Origin of the sequence: Cuneatibacter sp. NSJ-177, assembly GCF_022867805.1 — a bacterium.
GTDB lineage: Bacteria > Bacillota > Clostridia > Lachnospirales > Lachnospiraceae > Pseudolachnospira.
Window position 1 is genome coordinate 376,172 of record NZ_JALIFO010000002.1, and the last position, 17,950, is coordinate 394,121.

At 49.4% G+C, this 17,950-nt stretch carries 15 protein-coding genes and 1 riboswitch; of the genes, 6 read left to right on the forward strand and 9 right to left on the reverse strand.

The annotated features are described in order from the left end of the window. Nucleotides 1-18: 18 nt before the first annotated feature. The 9 genes from MUB23_RS05790 to MUB23_RS05825 form a co-directional block, all read right to left on the reverse strand. The gene (locus MUB23_RS05790) at nt 19-1,863 is read right to left on the reverse strand and encodes a Z1 domain-containing protein (protein ID WP_244799389.1); all 1,845 of its coding nucleotides are present in this window, start codon (nt 1,861-1,863) and stop codon (nt 19-21) included. Next, nucleotides 1,864-3,021: a restriction endonuclease PLD domain-containing protein gene (locus MUB23_RS05795; protein WP_244799390.1), complete on the reverse strand. Its 1,158-nt coding sequence runs from the start codon at nt 3,019-3,021 to the stop codon at nt 1,864-1,866. A 206-nt stretch (nt 3,022-3,227) separates the two neighbouring features. Continuing rightward, the gene (locus tag MUB23_RS05800) at nt 3,228-3,365 is read right to left on the reverse strand and encodes a helix-turn-helix transcriptional regulator (protein ID WP_244799391.1); all 138 of its coding nucleotides are present in this window, start codon (nt 3,363-3,365) and stop codon (nt 3,228-3,230) included. Nucleotides 3,366-3,629: 264 nt separating this feature from the next. Continuing rightward, nucleotides 3,630-4,439: a pyruvate formate-lyase-activating protein gene (gene pflA, locus MUB23_RS05805; protein WP_244799392.1), complete on the reverse strand. Its 810-nt coding sequence runs from the start codon at nt 4,437-4,439 to the stop codon at nt 3,630-3,632. Further along, on the reverse strand, nt 4,426-6,678 hold the full coding sequence (gene pflB / locus MUB23_RS05810; protein WP_244799688.1) for a formate C-acetyltransferase: 2,253 nt from the start codon (nt 6,676-6,678) through the stop codon (nt 4,426-4,428). Before pflB ends, pflA begins: the two co-directional genes overlap by 14 nt. Nucleotides 6,679-6,802: 124 nt before the next feature. Further along, nucleotides 6,803-6,882: riboswitch (ZMP/ZTP riboswitch) on the reverse strand. Nucleotides 6,883-6,969: 87 nt separating this feature from the next. Beyond that, nucleotides 6,970-7,314, reverse strand: coding sequence for a hypothetical protein (locus MUB23_RS19770; RefSeq protein ID WP_330641799.1), 345 nt, complete (start codon nt 7,312-7,314; stop codon nt 6,970-6,972). A gap of 42 nt (nt 7,315-7,356) precedes the next feature. Continuing rightward, nucleotides 7,357-7,932, reverse strand: coding sequence for a Fis family transcriptional regulator (locus MUB23_RS19775; protein WP_330641800.1), 576 nt, complete (start codon nt 7,930-7,932; stop codon nt 7,357-7,359). Between the two features lie 9 nt (nt 7,933-7,941). Further along, nucleotides 7,942-8,379 carry a DUF4869 domain-containing protein gene (locus MUB23_RS05820; protein WP_244799393.1) on the reverse strand — a complete coding sequence of 146 codons (438 nt, stop codon included), beginning with the start codon at nt 8,377-8,379 and terminating at the stop codon, nt 7,942-7,944. Between the two features lie 271 nt (nt 8,380-8,650). Beyond that, the gene (locus tag MUB23_RS05825; protein ID WP_244799394.1) at nt 8,651-9,811 is read right to left on the reverse strand and encodes an FprA family A-type flavoprotein; all 1,161 of its coding nucleotides are present in this window, start codon (nt 9,809-9,811) and stop codon (nt 8,651-8,653) included. 349 nt (nt 9,812-10,160) lie between these two features. Between MUB23_RS05825 and MUB23_RS05830 the strand changes: the two genes are divergently transcribed. The 6 genes from MUB23_RS05830 to MUB23_RS05855 all read left to right on the forward strand — a co-directional run bounded on the left by MUB23_RS05830 (nt 10,161) and on the right by MUB23_RS05855 (nt 17,914). Continuing rightward, the gene (locus tag MUB23_RS05830; RefSeq protein ID WP_244799395.1) at nt 10,161-11,057 is read left to right on the forward strand and encodes a LysR family transcriptional regulator; all 897 of its coding nucleotides are present in this window, start codon (nt 10,161-10,163) and stop codon (nt 11,055-11,057) included. Nucleotides 11,058-11,246: 189 nt separating this feature from the next. Further along, nucleotides 11,247-12,791, forward strand: coding sequence for a carboxylesterase/lipase family protein (locus tag MUB23_RS05835; RefSeq protein WP_244799396.1), 1,545 nt, complete (start codon nt 11,247-11,249; stop codon nt 12,789-12,791). A 110-nt stretch (nt 12,792-12,901) separates the two neighbouring features. Then, the gene (locus MUB23_RS05840) at nt 12,902-14,122 is read left to right on the forward strand and encodes an MFS transporter (protein WP_244799397.1); all 1,221 of its coding nucleotides are present in this window, start codon (nt 12,902-12,904) and stop codon (nt 14,120-14,122) included. 15 nt (nt 14,123-14,137) lie between these two features. Further along, nucleotides 14,138-14,284, forward strand: coding sequence for a hypothetical protein (locus MUB23_RS05845; protein ID WP_244799398.1), 147 nt, complete (start codon nt 14,138-14,140; stop codon nt 14,282-14,284). Between the two features lie 464 nt (nt 14,285-14,748). Next, a complete protein-coding gene (locus tag MUB23_RS05850) occupies nt 14,749-16,254 on the forward strand; it encodes a DUF6034 family protein (protein WP_244799399.1) in 1,506 nt (501 codons plus the stop codon). A 148-nt stretch (nt 16,255-16,402) separates the two neighbouring features. Further along, nucleotides 16,403-17,914: a DUF6034 family protein gene (locus MUB23_RS05855; protein ID WP_244799400.1), complete on the forward strand. Its 1,512-nt coding sequence runs from the start codon at nt 16,403-16,405 to the stop codon at nt 17,912-17,914. The last annotated feature ends 36 nt before the right edge of the window (nt 17,915-17,950 follow it).

Below are 17,950 nucleotides of genomic sequence, written 5' to 3' on the forward strand. Positions count from 1 at the left end.
CCCCTGTAATCCTATATTTTATTCTTCTGTTACATTGTAGTACACAACCCCGGACGGCAGTTTAATATTAGGAATCCACAATTTTCTTCCATCCCACCCTTTGTTTCCAGTAACTTTATACATAGTCAAAACAGTCTGCTCCGTGTATGCCGCACCAAGAGACCAATCATTCGGGGACAGCAATGCACCGGTTCCTTTTGCAACATCTCTGTTTCTGCGTACAATTAAATATCCCTGAGCAGTCGGCTTGTCAGAGAGCATTATATTTAGCACATCAGAAAATGCCTGTACGCTAAAGTCGTCCGCAGACGAAATATGTTTTAAAATTTCCTGCATAAGCCGGAGATTCACTTGATATATCGGTTCTTTATCGTCAAACGGAGCCAATAAACTGTCCAATGCATCTATACTGTCGTTTTCCGGTGAAAACGGGTAGTAATTTGTGCCGCCTGAAATCATAGAAACTTTTTTGTTGTTCAAAACATTTGCTCTGGTTGGATTTAACCCTTCCGGGTAATAAACTCTAATTCTCTCGCCTCCATTTTCCACCTGTGAAATTATGGAATTATTTGTTGCGTTTATATCTGCAAACAGCTTATATAAAGGTTCATCAATGAAAACTTTCATCAGACCAGGGTCTCGATCATATCCAAACATACGGCTGTGCTGCCACATTGTATCTGCCTGTGGCTTTTTGCTGGTTCTCGTATAATAAATCGTATGAAGCCCCGGAAAAGTTACCCCTCGCCCTAATGTATTTCCGCCTACTACTATGTTATATCCGCAGGCATATTCTTCACTGGAAACTTCATTTTTTCCATTCATAATCAGTATTTTAACACTGTTATTCAACAGCATTTTTTCTGTTTCTGCAAACAATGAATTAAAGGACACCTTAACGCTCTTTTCTGGCTTCAAGCTGGCATATTCTTTTTCCAGAGCCTCTTTAAACGCACCATGCAGATTATCCAAACACCAACTTAATTCTTTTTCAAAATCTGCTGCAAATTTGCTGTGAACATTTTGCCTTACACTTGGATGAATTAAGCAGTTTGATACCTTTCCGCCAGAAGCCGCAGTTTGTCCGGCAACAGCCAAGTGATGTAGAAGAACCGATCTGGTTGGATTATCCAAATCTTCAAGAAAAGAAATACAGTCAGCTCGCTGGTTTTTCGGAAAAAAGAAATCTCCCCCTAAATACGCTTCTCCAGGCTGGAAATAGTATGTAAAATACGGATGCCAGCCCGAAGCCAATGTTTGAAGCAGCAACGCCTGCGGTGTGCCGGTTACCTGCAAATAAATACTGCTGGAAGATTCATTTTTAATCATATCCAAGTATCTATTGATTGATGATTTTTTCCCTTTATTTATAAGCGTGTTAAGCGAGGCGGCATCCGCTTCATCGTCAATAATAAACAAAGGATTCCCTTTCATAAAACCCGTAGAGTTCAAAATGCCAGCCCATAATTTTAAAATGCGGTAATTTTTCTTCAGCACAATAATGGTTGGTTCAATCAAACTGTTTTCTAAAAAGAGACCTCCATCTGTTTCTCCACAAATACAAAACCCTGAAAGATCTGACTTCACTCTATCAAGAGTTTGTTGTTGCAATACAACATTGTCTGTTGTCAGCAACACAAAAACAGGGAATCCCAAATCAGCTGCTTTGCACATGATTCCAAACATCTGTCCAGTTTTTCCTGACTGCACATTGCCAAATAGGAGACCAATTTCATGACTGCTGAATGAAAATGTTTTAATGTACTGATTTCCTACATCTTCAGCTGTTTTAGAAATTGATTCTGCCAGCTTAATATTCCCCCGATCTGATATTGTTTTTAGATATTGTTTAAGATATTTCATTTACTGCTCCTCGTCTATATCGCCTGATTCAAAAGAAAACAGCCAGACATCTAATTCATTCCCATTCTCATCTAACGCCTTTTTAGTGGTTTTCGTCAACACCAACTGATTACAGCCGTATGCCTCCAACATTTCTTGTGTAATCATACCAATTCTGTCTGTATCTCCCCCTGTATCGTTTACTGGAGAAACAAGCCCTGCCGTCGCAAGTCTGCCTTTAATCCACCGTCCCATAATCAGCTCATTGCCAACTGCGCTGAACTGTTTGTTTCCATCACTTGTGGTATGCACTTTAAACCAATATCCATCATCCGTAGCTACAAAGAACGGCTTATTTTTCTCCGGATAGCCTTCTGCTCGTGTAATGCCTTTGCTTACCGTCAGTTGGGTTTCATACCAATCTCTCGCTTTTCTTGCACTTCTTGGGGCAGCATAGCAAACATTTAAATTTGATTTAGTAAAATGTTTCCCATCGTCCAAATGGCGTTCTGCATATTTAGGAACCTTTAATGGAAGCACAAAAGAAATTTCAGTCAAATATTCCTGATAAAGAGAAACCTCAGACATCGGAATTTTTTCAACATTTTCAATGTTATTCAACGATGTGTTTTCTTCGTGAATCAAAGTCATTCCGGTAATCTCAGAAATATTTTCAGAACAAATTGGCTGTTTTAACCTATGGACAAGACGAGCCGCCTGACTGCATTCTGCAACACTATCAATAAAAACAGCCGTTTCAAATTGTCTTCTATTTGAAGCCTCCAATTTTATAACGCCTAAATTTGCAGAGCCAATAATAGCTGAAAAAATGCCGTCGTCCTTATAGAAGCAATACATCTTGCCGTGATATTTAAAAGACTTTACCAACCGTATTTCACCAATGCCTTTGCGATTCCATTCAGCATTTATATCCAGTGCTGTACGATAGGAACTTTCAGGCATCCCTTCGATAAAGTACATTCCAATATTCAAGCAGATTTTCTGAATGCTGTATCGTTCAACCATATCATTCAGTTCTATCAATGATGCTTTAGAAATATAGCCTACCGCCAACTCTACCTGATCGGCTTTTTCAAACTGTTCATGAATACAATCAATTATGGATTGCTGTCCATTTTCCAAACCAACCGGAAGCATATCCGAACAAATCAATTTCATCTAAGTCACTCCTTCCGAGGTGAATGTGTTGGATTTATTATACACTATGACGCTGTGAAATTCCACCTCCGAAGTCGGTCTCAGGCGAAAAAAGGGCAGACACTTCGCTCTATCGCGGAATGTCTGCCCTGCTCAATCCCTATAAAGTTTTTTGATACTAATAAGTAATGTATAAGCGTGGTGTTGTTATGTCTGGTGTGGTATCTTTAACTATGGGAAACTCCGGTTTCCCACTTGGAGACCGCAGACTTAGAGACGCCCAGGTATTCCGCCAGTTCGTCCTGCGTAATCCCCCGTTCCCGGCGCAGACACAAAATATTTCTTCCCAATTTCATTTCACTCATGGCAATCCTCCTTTCTATGGGCTTATTATAGGGTGTTCCGGCAACGAATACAATCGAGTAGCGCGAAACATCGGGAGAAAAAGTTTCCGCGCAGGAAACTTTTTCTTGCTCTGGAAAGGCACGTAGGATACCATCCAGCCTTTCCTTAGAAGAAATTCCCAAAGAAAAAAACCGGCCTCCCATTCGTCAGATTTTCGGTCTGACTTTTGGGGGCCGGTTCACTTTTACGGACTGCCCAATTCCTTCCTTCTTCTGCTTTTCTTTTTACCCAATCTTTTTCCGCTGCCAGGGAAAGGGGGCCTTCTCTTCTCCCCCGGCATAGCCCTTATAATCCTCCGTGTGCAGCAGCCGGTTGGCATTTTCCACCCGCTCTTTCGTCGGAGGGCGGACGCCTTCCAGGCGGTAGGGAATCCCCAGCTGCGCCCACTTGAATGTCCCAAGCGTATGGTAAGGCAAGACCTCCAGCCGCTCCACGTTTTTCAGTGATTTCACAAACGCATTAAGACGCCCAAGGAACACGTCGTCATCGTTTCTCTCCGGCACCAGCACATGGCGGATCCAGACCGGCTTTCCGGTCTCTGAGAGATACCTGGCCAGATCTAAAATATTTTCATTCCCCCACCCGGTCAGCTCCCGGTGTCCTTCCGGGTCAATATGCTTTAGGTCCAGGAGAACCAGATCCGTATCCTTCATCAACAACTGGAACTTCTGGAAAAACGGCTCTTCTCTGGTAAATGGGCCGCCGGAAGTGTCCAGAACCGTGTGAACGCCCTCTTTCTTTGCTTTCCGGAACAGGTCAATCAGAAAATCAATCTGAAGCAGAGGCTCCCCTCCGCTGACCGTGATGCCGCCGTTCTCCCCCCAGTAAGGTCGGTAGCGGAGCGCCTGAGCCAGGAGCTCGTCCGCGGTCCGCTTCGCCCCGGCCGAAAGTTTCCAGGTATCCGGGTTGTGGCAGAACTGACAGCGCATCCGGCAGCCCTGCAAGAAGATCACGAACCGGACGCCGGGGCCGTCGACGGATCCAAAGGTTTCGATGGAGTGGACATAGCCAAATCCCGCATTAGATTTTTTCATGGGAACTCCTCGCAATTACATCCAGCTGCTGTTCGCGGGTCAGGTCAATAAACTTCACCGCATAGCCGGACACACGGATCGTAAAGTTCTGATACTCTTCTTTTTCCGGGTGCTCCATGGCGTCTTTCAGCGTCTCAATGCCAAACACATTGACATTCAGGTGATGCGCTCCCTGGTCAAAATATCCGTCCAGGATGTGCACCAGGTTCCGGACCCGTTCCTCGTCGGTGTGGCCGATCGCGTCCGGGTTAATGGTCTGGGTGTTGGAAATGCCGTCCAGCGCCCACTCATAAGGCAGCTTTGCCACGGAATTCAGGGAAGCCAAAAGTCCATTCTTCTCCGCTCCGTAACTGGGATTCGCTCCAGGGGAGAGGGGCTCTCCGGCCTTTCTGCCGTCCGGCAGCGCTCCGGTAGCCTTGCCGTAAACCACATTGGAGGTAATGGTCAGGATCGAAGTGGTCGGCTCGGAATCCCGGTACGTGTGGTATTTTTTGATATCCTTCAGGAACGTGTGGAGCAGCCATACGGCAATGTCGTCGGCCCGGTCGTCATCGTTTCCGTAGCGGGGGAAATCGCCTTCAATCTCGTAATCCACAACCAGACCGCTTTCATCCCGGATGGCTTTTACCTTGGCATAGCGGATCGCGGACAGCGAATCCACCACGTGGGAGAATCCGGCGATGCCGGTGGCAAAAGTCCGGCGCACGTCCGTATCGATCAAGGCCATCTCGGCGGCCTCGTAGTAATATTTATCGTGCATATACTGAATCAAATTCAGGGTATTCACATACAGACCGGCCAGCCAGTCCATCATCTGCTCGTATTTTTGGATCACTTCCTCATAATCCAGGTACTCCGAGGTAATCGGGCGGAACTCCGGCCCCATCTGCTCGCGGGTCTTCTCGTCCACGCCGCCGTTGATGGCATAGAGCAGGCACTTGGCCAGGTTAGCGCGGGCGCCAAAAAACTGCATTTCCTTTCCGGTCTGAGTGGCGGAGACGCAGCAGCAGATGGAGTAATCATCCCCCCACACCGGCCGCATGACATCGTCGTTTTCGTACTGGATCGAATTGGTTTTTACGGAAATATAGGCTGCGTACTGTTTGAAATTCTCCGGCAGGCGGGATGAGTACAGCACAGTCAAATTCGGCTCCGGCGCAGGCCCCATGTTTTCCAGGGTATGCAGAATCCGGTAATCACTCTTGGTCACCATCGAACGTCCGTCCTGGCCAAGGCCGCCCACTTCCAGCGTGGCCCAGACCGGATCTCCGGAAAAGAGCTGATTGTAGGACGGAACCCGCGCGAATTTCACCATGCGGAATTTCATAACCATGTGATCGACCAGCTCCTGGGCTTCCTTCTCCGTCAAAACACCATTTTCCAGATCTCTTTCAATATAGATATCCAGGAAGGTGGAAATCCGGCCGACACTCATGGCCGCGCCGTTTTGGGTCTTGATCGCAGCCAGATAACCAAAGTACAGCCACTGAGCCGCTTCCTTCGCGTTGGCGGCCGGCTGGGAAATGTCAAAACCGTAGGCTTCCGCCATCTTTTTCATATCCGAAAGCGCCCGGTACTGCATGGAAATTTCTTCCCTCTGGCGGATGACATCATCGGTCATGATCCCACAGCCGCAGCTGTCGTAATCTTCTTTTTTCTTTTCCATCAAAAAATCCACGCCGTACAGGGCTACCCGGCGGTAATCGCCGACAATCCGGCCGCGGCCGTAGGTGTCGGGCAGGCCGGTGATGATCTTATTGTGGCGGGCTTTTTTCATCTCCGGTGTGTAGGCGTCGAACACGCCCTGATTGTGGGTTTTGTGGTACTCGGTAAAAATTTTGTGAAGCTCCGGCGCAGGGGTATAGCCGTTGGCCGTGCAGGCGTCCTCCGCCATCTTAATCCCGCCGAAGGGCATGAACGCGCGTTTCAGCGGCTTATCAGTCTGAAGGCCAACTACCTGCTCCAGATCTTTCAGATCTTCCCTGATATAGCCAGGCCCATGGGAGGTCAAAGTGGACACGATCTCCGTATCCATATCCAGGATTCCGCCCTTTTTGCGCTCTTCTTTTTGCAGCTTCTGCAATGCGCCCCAGAGCTTTTCCGTGGCCTCGGTGGGGCCTTCTAAAAAAGAAGCATCTCCCTGATAGGGAGTATAATTGTTCTGGATAAAATCTCGGGTATTGATCTCTTCCTTCCAGAGCCTTCCTTTAAAACCATTCCATTGCTCTCGTTGTGACATCATTTCTTCCTCCTTCATCGCATACGATTCCGCACAAGTCTTTCTCGTTGGTTTTCTCCTTCCTAAGGATTCCCAAAAATCGAAAAATCTTCCAAAGGGTACAAAAAAACCAACCCTCTGCAGCGGCTTCAGCCCAGACGGTCGGCTCAATACTCGTTATACTTCCTGTGGTCAATTCCACTTCCGTCAGTCATATAACGTTATTAATATATCATGTTTTTAAGGAATGTCAAGGGAATTCAAATGGAAATTCCTCGCGGAATTGTGGCCGTGAGAAGGAGCCGCTGGTTGCTACAATACGATTTTCTGCATTACCTTCAATATTTGATCTGCAATATTTTCCTTTATATAAACGGGATTCAAATGATTTTTGGAGTATTTTAAATACGAATCTGCCGATAGTGCTACCAGCAGTTTGGTAAAAAAACGTTCCCAGCTAAAATTTTCTGCACTTTCAATATAATCATAGGGCTCATCTAATATTTTTTTCAAATCCCGATCTTCCAGCAACCCGCTTTTTAATATCATCCATTCAAAGGATTCCGGCAAATACAGATGAAATCTTGGCTCTAATTTCATCAGATTTAACAATTTCTCTATTTCCGAGCCAAATGCTGCACCATCCGCAACAATCAAAGTTTCTCCAGCTTTTGTACTCAAGGCAACAGAAAAAAGGTTCTATTTTCCTTGCGCGCTCAGACAGTTTTTCCCTTTTCTCTTACAGATATGGGCAAAAAATTGAAAACCTGCATTGGAATCTTCAGTTATAACCTGTCTGGGAATAATCGGAGATGTATCGTCCTGTTTTCCATATAGATGATAGAACTCATTGTAAATCTGCTTCAAAGTACCGTATTTCCCAGAATTGCGGATCCCATAGACCTCTTCTACACTGTAGGGCAACGTGGGCAGCCCCTCTCTAGCTACAATCACATAATAATTATCTGTTTTCTGAATATAGGCTGCAAATTCCCTTGAGGCAACAAAACGATTTCCTTCATCAATAAAAACAATGCTGTCCTGTATGACGGATAATGACGCTTCCCAATTCCGTCCGGATAAAGCCGTACATTTTTTCTCACATTTTAAATTAATGCCACTGTCCGTACCATTTTCATCGAACTCCCGGACCATTTCCACCAGTATTGTTTTTCCTGTAGCGCTGTCCCCACGAATCAACGTTATATTTCGTTTTATTTCGAAATCATAACGAATCCGCTTATTTTCTATAACAATCCGATATTTTCCCTTCATCTACACCACCTACACATAAAGTCCGGCAATCAGGATCAGTTCTTTCCAGTTATGGACCATTTTATCCTCATTCAAAACATGAATCTCAAACTCGTCCTCCCCAAAATCCATCAGGTGTCGTAAGTTAATGGTCAAGTCCTGTTTCTGTGCTATTTTCAAAATCCATTTTGCACAATTATCGCCACAGGCTGAGGCATTGAATATTTTCTCCGGAACATTTTTCATCAAAATCAACGTTTTGACACCTCCGGACAGACTCATCGGAGAAATTTTTCCCAAAACCGGACTGTCAATCACTGCGCTGTCCAGCACACACGATTGATCAATATCTAAAATCATCTCTTTTGCAAAAGAATCCGTAATCCATTCGTCCTCATACACATTTTTGAAATATACAGGAGGATTATAAATCGCTTCCGGCATCTCGCCGTAAAATATGTGTAACAATAATGTTACCTCCTCGTCCATGGTCTCCACAATAACTTCTTTATTTCTGTGATTATACCATATCCCAAAATAAAATAAAACACCGAAATAGATCGCAGCGTTCCGTCAAAAATCCATATCAGCGTTCCAATAAAAAGACGCCGCCCGATCCATCGTTCTTTCCGCTGCGTCCCGCCAGATCGGGGGGCCGCGCCGAACGAAACCTTTCTCATTGGCAGCGTCCTTTCTTTTTCCCTGACAGTCAAGCCGTGAGGGAATCTGTCCTTCTGTCTTACAGATTTTTTACCTTTTCCGTGATCTCCAAAAGCTGCTCCTCCTTTGGCACATACTGGATCCGGATCTTGTCCAGGCAGATGTCAAAACCGCAGGCTTTCAGCTCGTCTTCCACCAGGCCGATGCTCTGGCCGCCCCAGCCGTAGGAACCGAAAGCGAATGCCTTGCGGTTTTTCGGAGAAAGGCCTTTCAGGTAGCACAGGAACGAGGCCACCGTCGGAAGCATCTGATTGTTCAGCGTCGGGGAACCCACCGCGATGTACGTGCAGTCCAGCACATCCGTCAGGATATCGGAATTATGGCAGCACTTCAAGTCAAAGAGCTTTGCGCAGATTCCCTTTTGGGTAAAGCCCTCCAACACGGCGAGAGCCATCTGCTCCGTGGAATGCCACATGCTGTCGAAAACCACCAGCGCCTTTTCTTCGGTCGCGCCGGATGTCCATTTCCCGTAGGCTTCCAAAATCTCCTTGATATGGCCGCGCCAGATCACGCCGTGGCTGGGGCAGATCATCTCGAAATCCAGTCCGCCGCAGGCCGTCACCGCGCCGCCCGCCTGCTTGCTGTAGGGCATGACGATGTTGGCATAGTATTTCTTTGCCTCCTGCAATACCACATCCAAAGGCTCCTGGTCGTCGAACCGGCCGTTGGAAGCATAGTGCTGTCCAAAGGCATCATTGGAAAAAAGAATCTTCTCCTCCGGGCAGTAGGTGACCATGTTATCCGGCCAATGCACCATCGGCGTAGTCACAAAGGCAAGGCTCCGCTCCCCCAGAGAAAGGGTGTCGCCGCCTTTAACCGGCATATAGTCGTATTCTCCGTAGTGAGCCGTCAGCCCCTTGATGCCGGACGGAGCGCTGGTGACGACCTTCGCGTTGGGGCATGCCTTCATGATAACCGGAAGGGCCCCGGAATGGTCCATCTCCACATGGTTGGAAACCACGTAATCGATCTTTTCCGGATCCACGACACTGCGGATTCTCGCCAGCAGCTCTCCGGCAAAGGGCGCTTTCACCGTATCAATCAAGGTAATCTTTTCATCGATGATCAGGTACGCATTATAGGTAGCGCCCCGATTCGTTGTATATCCATGGAAATTCCGAACCGACCAATCCACGGCACCGACCCAATAGATGCCTTTTTTCACTTCGATAGCTTTCATAGGGACCTCCTATTTTCTTAATTGTTTTCTCAGCTTTTTATTATAGCAAAGAGCTTCTTTTTTTACAAGCTGGAATAGAAATAGGAATCATTTCTTTTTTAAAGAATCAGAGGTTCTTTTCTTATCTGCAATACCGGCCCCGCTGGCATAAGAAACCATTGATATAACTTAATGTGTAATAATTAATATGTTAATCTCAAGAAATAATCTTTATAGAATGAATTTCATAGTCTAATAAGTTGACATTACGTGGAAATAATGCGATAATATACAGAAATGCCATTACAAATTACAGAGGAAAATCGCCGCGCCGCCAAAAGCGGCCCGGCTCAACCATCAGGAGGCCATCATGACTCTAACACAGATGCAGTATTTTGCTACCGTATGCCAGCTCCAGAATATTTCCATGGCAGCAAAAGTCCTATACATCTCTCAGCCCGCGCTCTCGGCCGCGCTCTCCGATCTGGAACGGGAAGTCGGCTTTAAGCTTTTTAACCGGAAGAGCAAGGGAGTCTATCCCACGGAGGAAGGGCTCCTTTTTCTGGATCATGTTCTGGCCGTGCTCAAACGCTACAATCTTTTAAAGAGGGAGATCCCTCTGATCTCTCTGAATCAGAACATCATCAAGGTAGGTTTTCGCCCATTCGCCGGAGAAAATGACTTTTTCCGTATCTACAAAGACTTCGAACAGGAGCACAAAGACATCATCCTCCGGGTGAATGAAATGAGCAATAACTCACCCAGCATTTATCTGGACGAAGGACTGATCGATTTTCTGATCGCCCCCAGAGCCAGAGTTCCCGACGACTGGATCACCCGCTACGAATATCACCAGATCGGTGTCGAGAATAGGCAGTTGTACTGCCATGTCGACTGCCCTCTTGCCAGCCACCAGACCATCACCCTAAAGGATATCTCCGAATATCCCTTTGTCTTTTGGGAGGGGCATACCTCGCTGATTGAAAACCTGACCGAAATATTGGCTCAGGAAGGGCTTACGTTAAACATCGCCGCCGTACTGCCTCAGCTGACAGGACTTTTGCAGTTCATCTGCAACAATCTGGCCGTGGGCTTTTTAACCGGAGACTTTTTAAAATACATCTCCATTATTCAGGAACTTCCGCTGCCCACCAAAGACGGAGAAAACATCCTCACCCCATCCGTCAACGTGTACGCCTTTTGGAAAAAGGAAATCGAAAAATTCAAAAACAAAAAACTTTTTATTGATTATATCAGGAGCCTTTGAGAAAAGGGCCGCCGGGCAAAAGCTTGGCGGCCTTTTCCTATCTCGCATTATAAATCAGATTCCCGCAAGTGTAAAAGACGAATCTCTTTTCTGTTATAAGTTTTATTTATATAAGCGCGAAAAGATATATTTGCGCAATTGCCGCCGTTTTCATAAGATAGAGCCATAGGAACAGAAAGGAGCTTTATCATGGCATTGCTTCAGGTAAAAATTGAATCGGGAATCGTAGAAGGCATTCCGGGATGGAATCAGGCGGTAGGACTGTTCCGCGGGATTCCCTACGCCGCTCCCCCGGTCGGGGAACTCCGTTTTAAGGAGCCGCAGCCGGTGAAACCTTGGGACGGCGTGTTAAAAGCATATAACTACGGCAATATTAGCTATCAGGAACGGCGCGCTTCCGAGGGCGGCGGCGACCTGATCGGAAACGAGTTTTACTGCGTGGACTGGCCCCGCAGTGAAGACTGCCTCTACTTAAACGTCTGGACTCCGGCCAACAGTGCGGAGGAAAAGCTCCCGGTGGGCGTGTATCTCCACGGCGGCGGCTATGCCCAGGGCTACGGCCATCTGAACTGCTACGACGGCGAAGGCTTTGCCAAGAGAGGCTGCATCACCGTAACCTTAAACCACCGCCTCGGCATCTTCGGCTATCTGGCGCATCCGGAACTGACCGCAGAAAATGAACATCACAGTTCCGGCAACTACGGAGTGCTGGACATCATTGCAGCTTTAAAGTGGGTGAAGCGCAACATCGCAGCCTTCGGAGGCGACCCGGATAAGATCACGGTTTTCGGCCAGTCCGGCGGCGGCAGCAAGGTGATGACCATGATTGCCTCTCCCCTGACCAAGGGACTGATCACCGGCGCTATCATGCAGTCCGGCGGCGGCCTGACCCGCGTCCGCGGAGAACTGACACTGGCGGAAGCGGAGAAAAAGGGAGCCGAGGTGCTGAAAGGAATCGGCTATGAAAGCATAAAAGAGGCCCGCGCGGCCAGCTCCGAGGAACTGTTGGCCGGCATCCGCCGGTATGTTTCCGGCAATGCGTTCCAATCCATGAACCTCTTCGCCCCCAACGCGGATGGCTATGTCTTCCCGAAACACTGGAACGAACTGTTTCTCACCGGTCAGTATCCGGATATCCCCACCATGATCGGCTGCACTTCCGAGGAATTCGTGGACGACAACTTCATCACCGGGGGAAAAACGAATCTTCCCTCCCGGCAGGAAGCTCTGGCCGACGGGGAGAACCTGTTCGGGAAAGGATACGGCGAAGCCTTCCTGAAGTCCATTCACTACGACGACAATCCGGAGATTGCCAAGGAAATGTACCGCAAGTATGTGAGGATGACCGGCGCGACCCTGGCGGCGGATCTGGCTTGGTGTGAAAACCAGCTGGCGCAGGGGAAACAGCCTTCCTACCAGTATTTCCTGACCCTGGTTCCGCCTTCGGCCACCAGCGCTCATCACAGCGCGGAGCACCACTACGTCTTCCAGACCCTGACGAAGAGCAAACGGCCCTATACCGGCCGGGACTGGGATCTTTCCAATCAGCTGGCGGACTACTGGGCCAACTTTATCCAATCAGGAAACCCAAACGGGGAAGGCCTGCCGGAATGGACGCCTTATACCAAGGAGTCCAAACAGGCGATGGACATCGATTACGATCTCCATATGATCGACGAGCAGACCAATGATTTCGTGGATCTGATCACGGAGTATAATCTCAAAAAGAAATAACATGCGCGGGAAATCCTCTCTGTCCGGCTGAGCCGTCCGCCCGATCAGGAAGGATAGGGATCCGGACGAAGAGGATTTTTCGCAAATGGTGAGAAAATTGGAGAATAGAAATGAATAGCGAAACTACATCTATAAACAAATCAAAAAGCAGTTCCATCTGGACCCCAACGTTTATCAGCATATTCATCGTAAACTTCGCCTTGAACATGGGACAGTTCATGATGAATACACTGATCCCCAAATACGCCGACCACCTGGGCGCCACAGCCTCCATCGTAGGGCTGGTTTCCAGCATGTTCGCCGTCACCGCCCTGGCGATCCGTCCACTGGCCGGTCCTGCCTTTGATTTTTTCAGCAAAAAGAAGCTGTTGATGCTGGCGATCGGTGTGATCGCCCTGGCCTTCGTCGGCTACAGTCTGTCGAGCAGCGTTCAGATGGTCATGGTGTTCCGCCTTCTGCACGGCTTCGGCGTGGGCTGTACGGCTCCGCTGGCCTTGGCCATCGCCAGCGACGCGCTGCCGGATGAGAAAATGGGATCCGGCATCGGAGTCTTTTCCCTGGCCCAGGCTATATCCTCGGCCATCGGCCCCTCCCTGGGGCTTTCTCTGTCCCAGAGTATCGGCTACAGTGCTACTTTTGCCATCGGAGCCGTCACCGTAGGGTTCTCCTGCGCTCTGACGCTGATCATCAAAGAAGCGCCGAGGCCGAAGGACCGGGGACGTTTCCGGATCAGCCCGGACAAAATCGTAGCAAAAGAAGCGGTCATGCCCGCGATCATCATGATTTTCCTGGCCATGTCCTATTCCTGCATCAACTCCTTCATTGCGATCTATGGAGCGGAGCGGAATGTGGAACAGATCGGCCTGTTTTTTACCGTCTATGCGATCTGCCTGCTGCTGAGCCGTCCTTTGAGCGGTACGATCTCCGACCGGTTCGGGTTGGATAAATCCATCGTGCCCGCCTGCATTTGCTTTGCCGCCGCCTTCTTATTGATCAGCATTGCGGATTCGCTGCCTCTTTTCCTGTTGGCCGGGGCAGCCTCCGCCTTTGGTTACGGCGCCTGCCAGCCTGCTATCCAGGCCCTTTGCATGCGCTGCGTGCCCAAGGAGCGGAGAGGCGCAGGGGCCAACACCAACTACATCGGCGTGGATATCGGAAATCTCCTGGGGCCGGTCATTGCCGGACGGATTGCTGAGGCGGTACAGGCGTCCAGCGGTGTGGCGGTGCAGGGATATTCTGTAATGTACCGGTGTATGATTCTCCCGATTGGGATTGCATTGGTTTTGTTTCTGGCCAACCGGAGGAGCCTGCTGGCAAAATCGAAAAATTAAAAGGGGGTGAGGACGGTGCGGCAGGTGCGGATTCCTTTGATCGCCTCCATTGCAGCGTTCTTTGTGAACATATTTTTCAACTGGGGCTTTATCTTCGGCAAGCTGGGCGCGCCGGAGATGCAGATCGCGGGCGCGGCTTTAGGAACTGTCATCGCTTCCTGATGGTGGCCGATCTCTTCTTCCTTTGGGCGGTCTCCGTACCCCTCGGCGCAGCGGCCGGTCTGGTCTGGGGATTATCACCGTTTTGGATTTATATCTGTCTGAAACTCGAATACCTGCTGAAAACTGTCTGGTGCATCGCCCGGCTGCGGAGCCGCAAATGGATCCGCACCGTATAGACAAGTCTCTAAAAGATTCACTCTAAAACGTTCCTTTGCCGATCCGCTCCATCCCTAGGCCGCCGCGCCTTCCGGATGGAGCACCGCTGGCCGGCCGTATATGCTCAGCAGACTTCCGCTTCCTATTATCACATCCCATCCGCATGTCAGTTCTGATATCCCATTTGATCTATAAACTTAATCTTTCTAAGGGTTTCGTTACACTTTTGATACATTCCGGAGGCTTTTTCGATGCAATCCGCCGATATGATAAAGAAAATCAAGAAAACAGGAAGAGTGTGATTGCTTATGAAGATGAATCAAAAACGAATTTCCATGTTGGCCCTGTGCCTGGGAATCACCCTGGCCTTCTCCGCCTGCCAGCAGTCGCCGGAAAAAGAAGTGGTAGTGGGGAAAGAGACGATGCAAAATCAGACGTCCGGCGCTGCCGGTAAGACCGGTGATTCGAATCCGACCGCCGCCGCCCCAGGCGCCCTCCAGGAAACAGCTTATCAAAAAAGCTTTGAACCGGCGGATAACCTCCGCTATGTGGTGGATGCAACGGTAACCAGCTACGACTCCTCGATGCCGGTATTCCGCGCCAAGCCCTATGAGTTTACCGCCGAGGAAGTACGTACTCTGACCGAGTACTTCTTCCAGGGCGAGACTGCCTATGAGAACCGGTCTATCCTGACCAAGGAGCAGATCGAAAAGCGGATTCTGGAGCTGACTCAATGGGCCAGCGACACCGAAGGCCTCCTGGTCTGCGCCGGAAATGAGCAGGAAGCCCAGAAAATGAAGGAAAATTACGAACAGCAGATTCAAACCTGGAAAACGCTCTATGAGAGCGCCCCGGAAACCTATCAGCCGAACGAATGCGACTGGGAGTTCCACCCGGAAAGCTATTTTTATGATGAAATGAGCGTGGTCGATCAAACTCCGTCCGAAGGCGGTATGACCGCCGAAGCCTCTTGTATTCGAGCTACCGCTGCGGTAGGCGGCCACACCCTGGAGATGGATGCGGTGAACCGAACTTCCGATTCGGATCCGAGCCACTCGTTTCTTCTCGCCCGTTCCTGGGAGGACGATGCGTGGAACAAAGGCGGCACCACCGGTACTGAGGAAGAAGCGATTGCCCGCGCCGGGGAATGCCTGAAAGCCCTGGGTCTTGACAGCCGCTGGACACAGAAAGACTGCACCCGAATTCCTGTCTATGCGGGCTGCCGGGAAGATGCGCCGGAATCCGGCTATTATTATACGATCACCTACTTGCCGCTCTATAATGGCTATTCCCTGTCCGATCTGCCTCAGCCCACCGACGAATCGAAAAAAGAACAGTACGCCATGTTCTATGAGTATGAATCCTTGACGATCACGGTCGCCGGCAACGAGATTATCCAGTTTAGCTGGTCGAATCCCCTGGAAATCACTTCGGTGGAAAATGCCGGGGCAACGGAACTTTCTTTTGACCAGATCATGGAGCGGTTCGGGGAGCAGATGGAACTCTCCTATCCGATCGACTGGTTCCGGCTGGTGCAGGCGGACGTTCAGGAGGCTGAAATCCGGATTTCCAAGATCCAGAGGAACCTTGCCCGGATTCAGATCCCGGATGCAGACATGGAATTTTATTTGATCCCGGCCTGGTCTTTCTACGGAATCGTGGGAACCCGCGACAGCGGCAGTCAGGACTTGTCGTTCGGAACAAAATCGCTGGATTCCGAAGGAAATTCCGTCCAGACGGAACCTTATGTGCATGCTATCCTTGCTTTTAATGCCATGGACGGCAGCGTCATCAATATTATCCAGGGATATTGACATCCCCTATGGATATCCTCGCTTCGCCGGGGGCAGACCGATTTGGCCTGCCCCCTGAGGTGCGTTAACAAAGGAATTTGCCGCGCAGCATGCTGCGGCGCAAATTCGTTCCGCAAAGCGGAATGATGGATCACTGAGGAGGAGAGAGATGAAAACAAAGCGAAAACGAAGCTCCCTGTTGGCCCTGTGCCTGGGAATCACCCTGGCGCTTTCCGCCTGCCAGCCTTCGCCGGATAAAGAGGTGGTGGTGGGCAAGGATCAGATTCAGGATTTGGTCTCCAACACCAAGGAGGCAGAAACCGCCGCGCCGAAGGAAACAGCTGCTTTTACTGAGGCCGCGATAAAAGAAAGCACGTTTCAAAAGACCTACGAACCGGCGGAAAATCTCCGCTATATTGTGGATGCGACAGTGAAAACTTACGATTCCTCCATGCCGGTGCTGCGCGCCAAACCCCATGAGTTTACCAGCGAGGAGGTCCGCTCCCTGGCGGAGTATTTTTTCCAGGGGCAGACCGCCTATGAGACCCGATCCGTTATGACGAAGGAACAGATCGAAAAACGAATCCTGGATCTGACCCAGTGGGCCAATGATACGGAAGGCCTCCTCGCCTGCGCCAACAATGAGGAAGAAGCCAGGCAAATGAAAGAGCAGTACGAAAAAGAAATCCGGATCTGGGAGGAGCGCTATCAAACCGCTCCGGAAAAATACCAGCCGAAAGAATGCGACTGGCAGTTTTACCCGGAAACCTATTTTGACGAAGAACTGGAAGTAAGCGAAGAACTCTATACGGATATCTGCGAAGTGGACAAAAATTATTACATCAAGGCCAGCGCCACCGTAAACGGGCGCGAGGTCCAAATCGAGGCGCTGAACCGGACTGCGGGCAGCTATCTCGGCCATTCTTTTTCCTTTGGGATCCCCTGGAGCGACAGCTTCTGGATGAACGGAGGAACCACCGGGACCGAAGAGGAAGCCCAGGCCGCCGCGGAACAGCTTTTAAAGGACCTGGGAATGTCGGGCCAATGGAAATTTCAGACTTGTTACCGGCAGGATCTAAGCCGCGCCGACCAGCCGGATAAAAAAGGCGGTTATACCTATAATCTTCGATTTCTGCCGGTTTACGAGAACTTTCCCCTTTCCGATCTGCCTTATCCTTCGATGGAATGGGACGAGGAGCGCTACGCTCCCTTTTACAACTACGAAGAACTGGAAATTATCATAGCCGACGGGGAAGTCGTACATGTTTCCTGGTCATCACCGCTGGACGTCTCCGTGGAAAATCCTGCCGTGGCGGAGCTTTCTTTTGATCAAATCATGGAGCGCTTCGGAGAACAGATGGAGGCCTCCTATCCTCTGGACTGGTTCCAGCACGGGGAAACCTGTTTTAAAGTCCATGAAGCGGAAATCAAAATCACGGAAATCCAGCGTGGATTTGCCCGGATACTCGTCCCGGACGCCACCATGGAATATTATCTAATCCCCGCCTGGTCCTTTTATGGCGTCATCGGAACGCGGTACGATGATCAAACAAAACTAAGCTATGGCTATGATACGACCGATGATTTGGGGAACACGGTCCATCACGAGGAAAAACCGGTTCACCGGCTGACGCTTAACGCGCTGGACGGCAGCGTCGTCAATACACTGTTGGGATACTGATTTTATCCCGGCAGACCAGGGCGCCTGCCGCCTTAT

What these genes read in the sequence shown, in the direction of transcription:
- MUB23_RS05825 (WP_244799394.1), bottom strand. Translation starts at nt 9,811, where the DNA reads ATGAAAGCTATCGAAGTGAAAAAAGGCATCTATTGGGTCGGTGCCGTG.
- pflA (WP_244799392.1), bottom strand. Translation starts at nt 4,439, where the DNA reads ATGAAAAAATCTAATGCGGGATTTGGCTATGTCCACTCCATCGAAACC.
- MUB23_RS05800 (WP_244799391.1), bottom strand. Translation starts at nt 3,365, where the DNA reads ATGAGTGAAATGAAATTGGGAAGAAATATTTTGTGTCTGCGCCGGGAA.
- MUB23_RS19775 (WP_330641800.1), bottom strand. Translation starts at nt 7,932, where the DNA reads ATGAAGGGAAAATATCGGATTGTTATAGAAAATAAGCGGATTCGTTAT.
- MUB23_RS05790 (WP_244799389.1), bottom strand. Translation starts at nt 1,863, where the DNA reads ATGAAATATCTTAAACAATATCTAAAAACAATATCAGATCGGGGGAAT.
- MUB23_RS05850 (WP_244799399.1), top strand. Translation starts at nt 14,749, where the DNA reads ATGAAGATGAATCAAAAACGAATTTCCATGTTGGCCCTGTGCCTGGGA.
- MUB23_RS05795 (WP_244799390.1), bottom strand. Translation starts at nt 3,021, where the DNA reads ATGAAATTGATTTGTTCGGATATGCTTCCGGTTGGTTTGGAAAATGGA.
- MUB23_RS05830 (WP_244799395.1), top strand. Translation starts at nt 10,161, where the DNA reads ATGACTCTAACACAGATGCAGTATTTTGCTACCGTATGCCAGCTCCAG.
- MUB23_RS05855 (WP_244799400.1), top strand. Translation starts at nt 16,403, where the DNA reads ATGAAAACAAAGCGAAAACGAAGCTCCCTGTTGGCCCTGTGCCTGGGA.
- pflB (WP_244799688.1), bottom strand. Translation starts at nt 6,678, where the DNA reads ATGTCACAACGAGAGCAATGGAATGGTTTTAAAGGAAGGCTCTGGAAG.
- MUB23_RS05840 (WP_244799397.1), top strand. Translation starts at nt 12,902, where the DNA reads ATGAATAGCGAAACTACATCTATAAACAAATCAAAAAGCAGTTCCATC.
- MUB23_RS05835 (WP_244799396.1), top strand. Translation starts at nt 11,247, where the DNA reads ATGGCATTGCTTCAGGTAAAAATTGAATCGGGAATCGTAGAAGGCATT.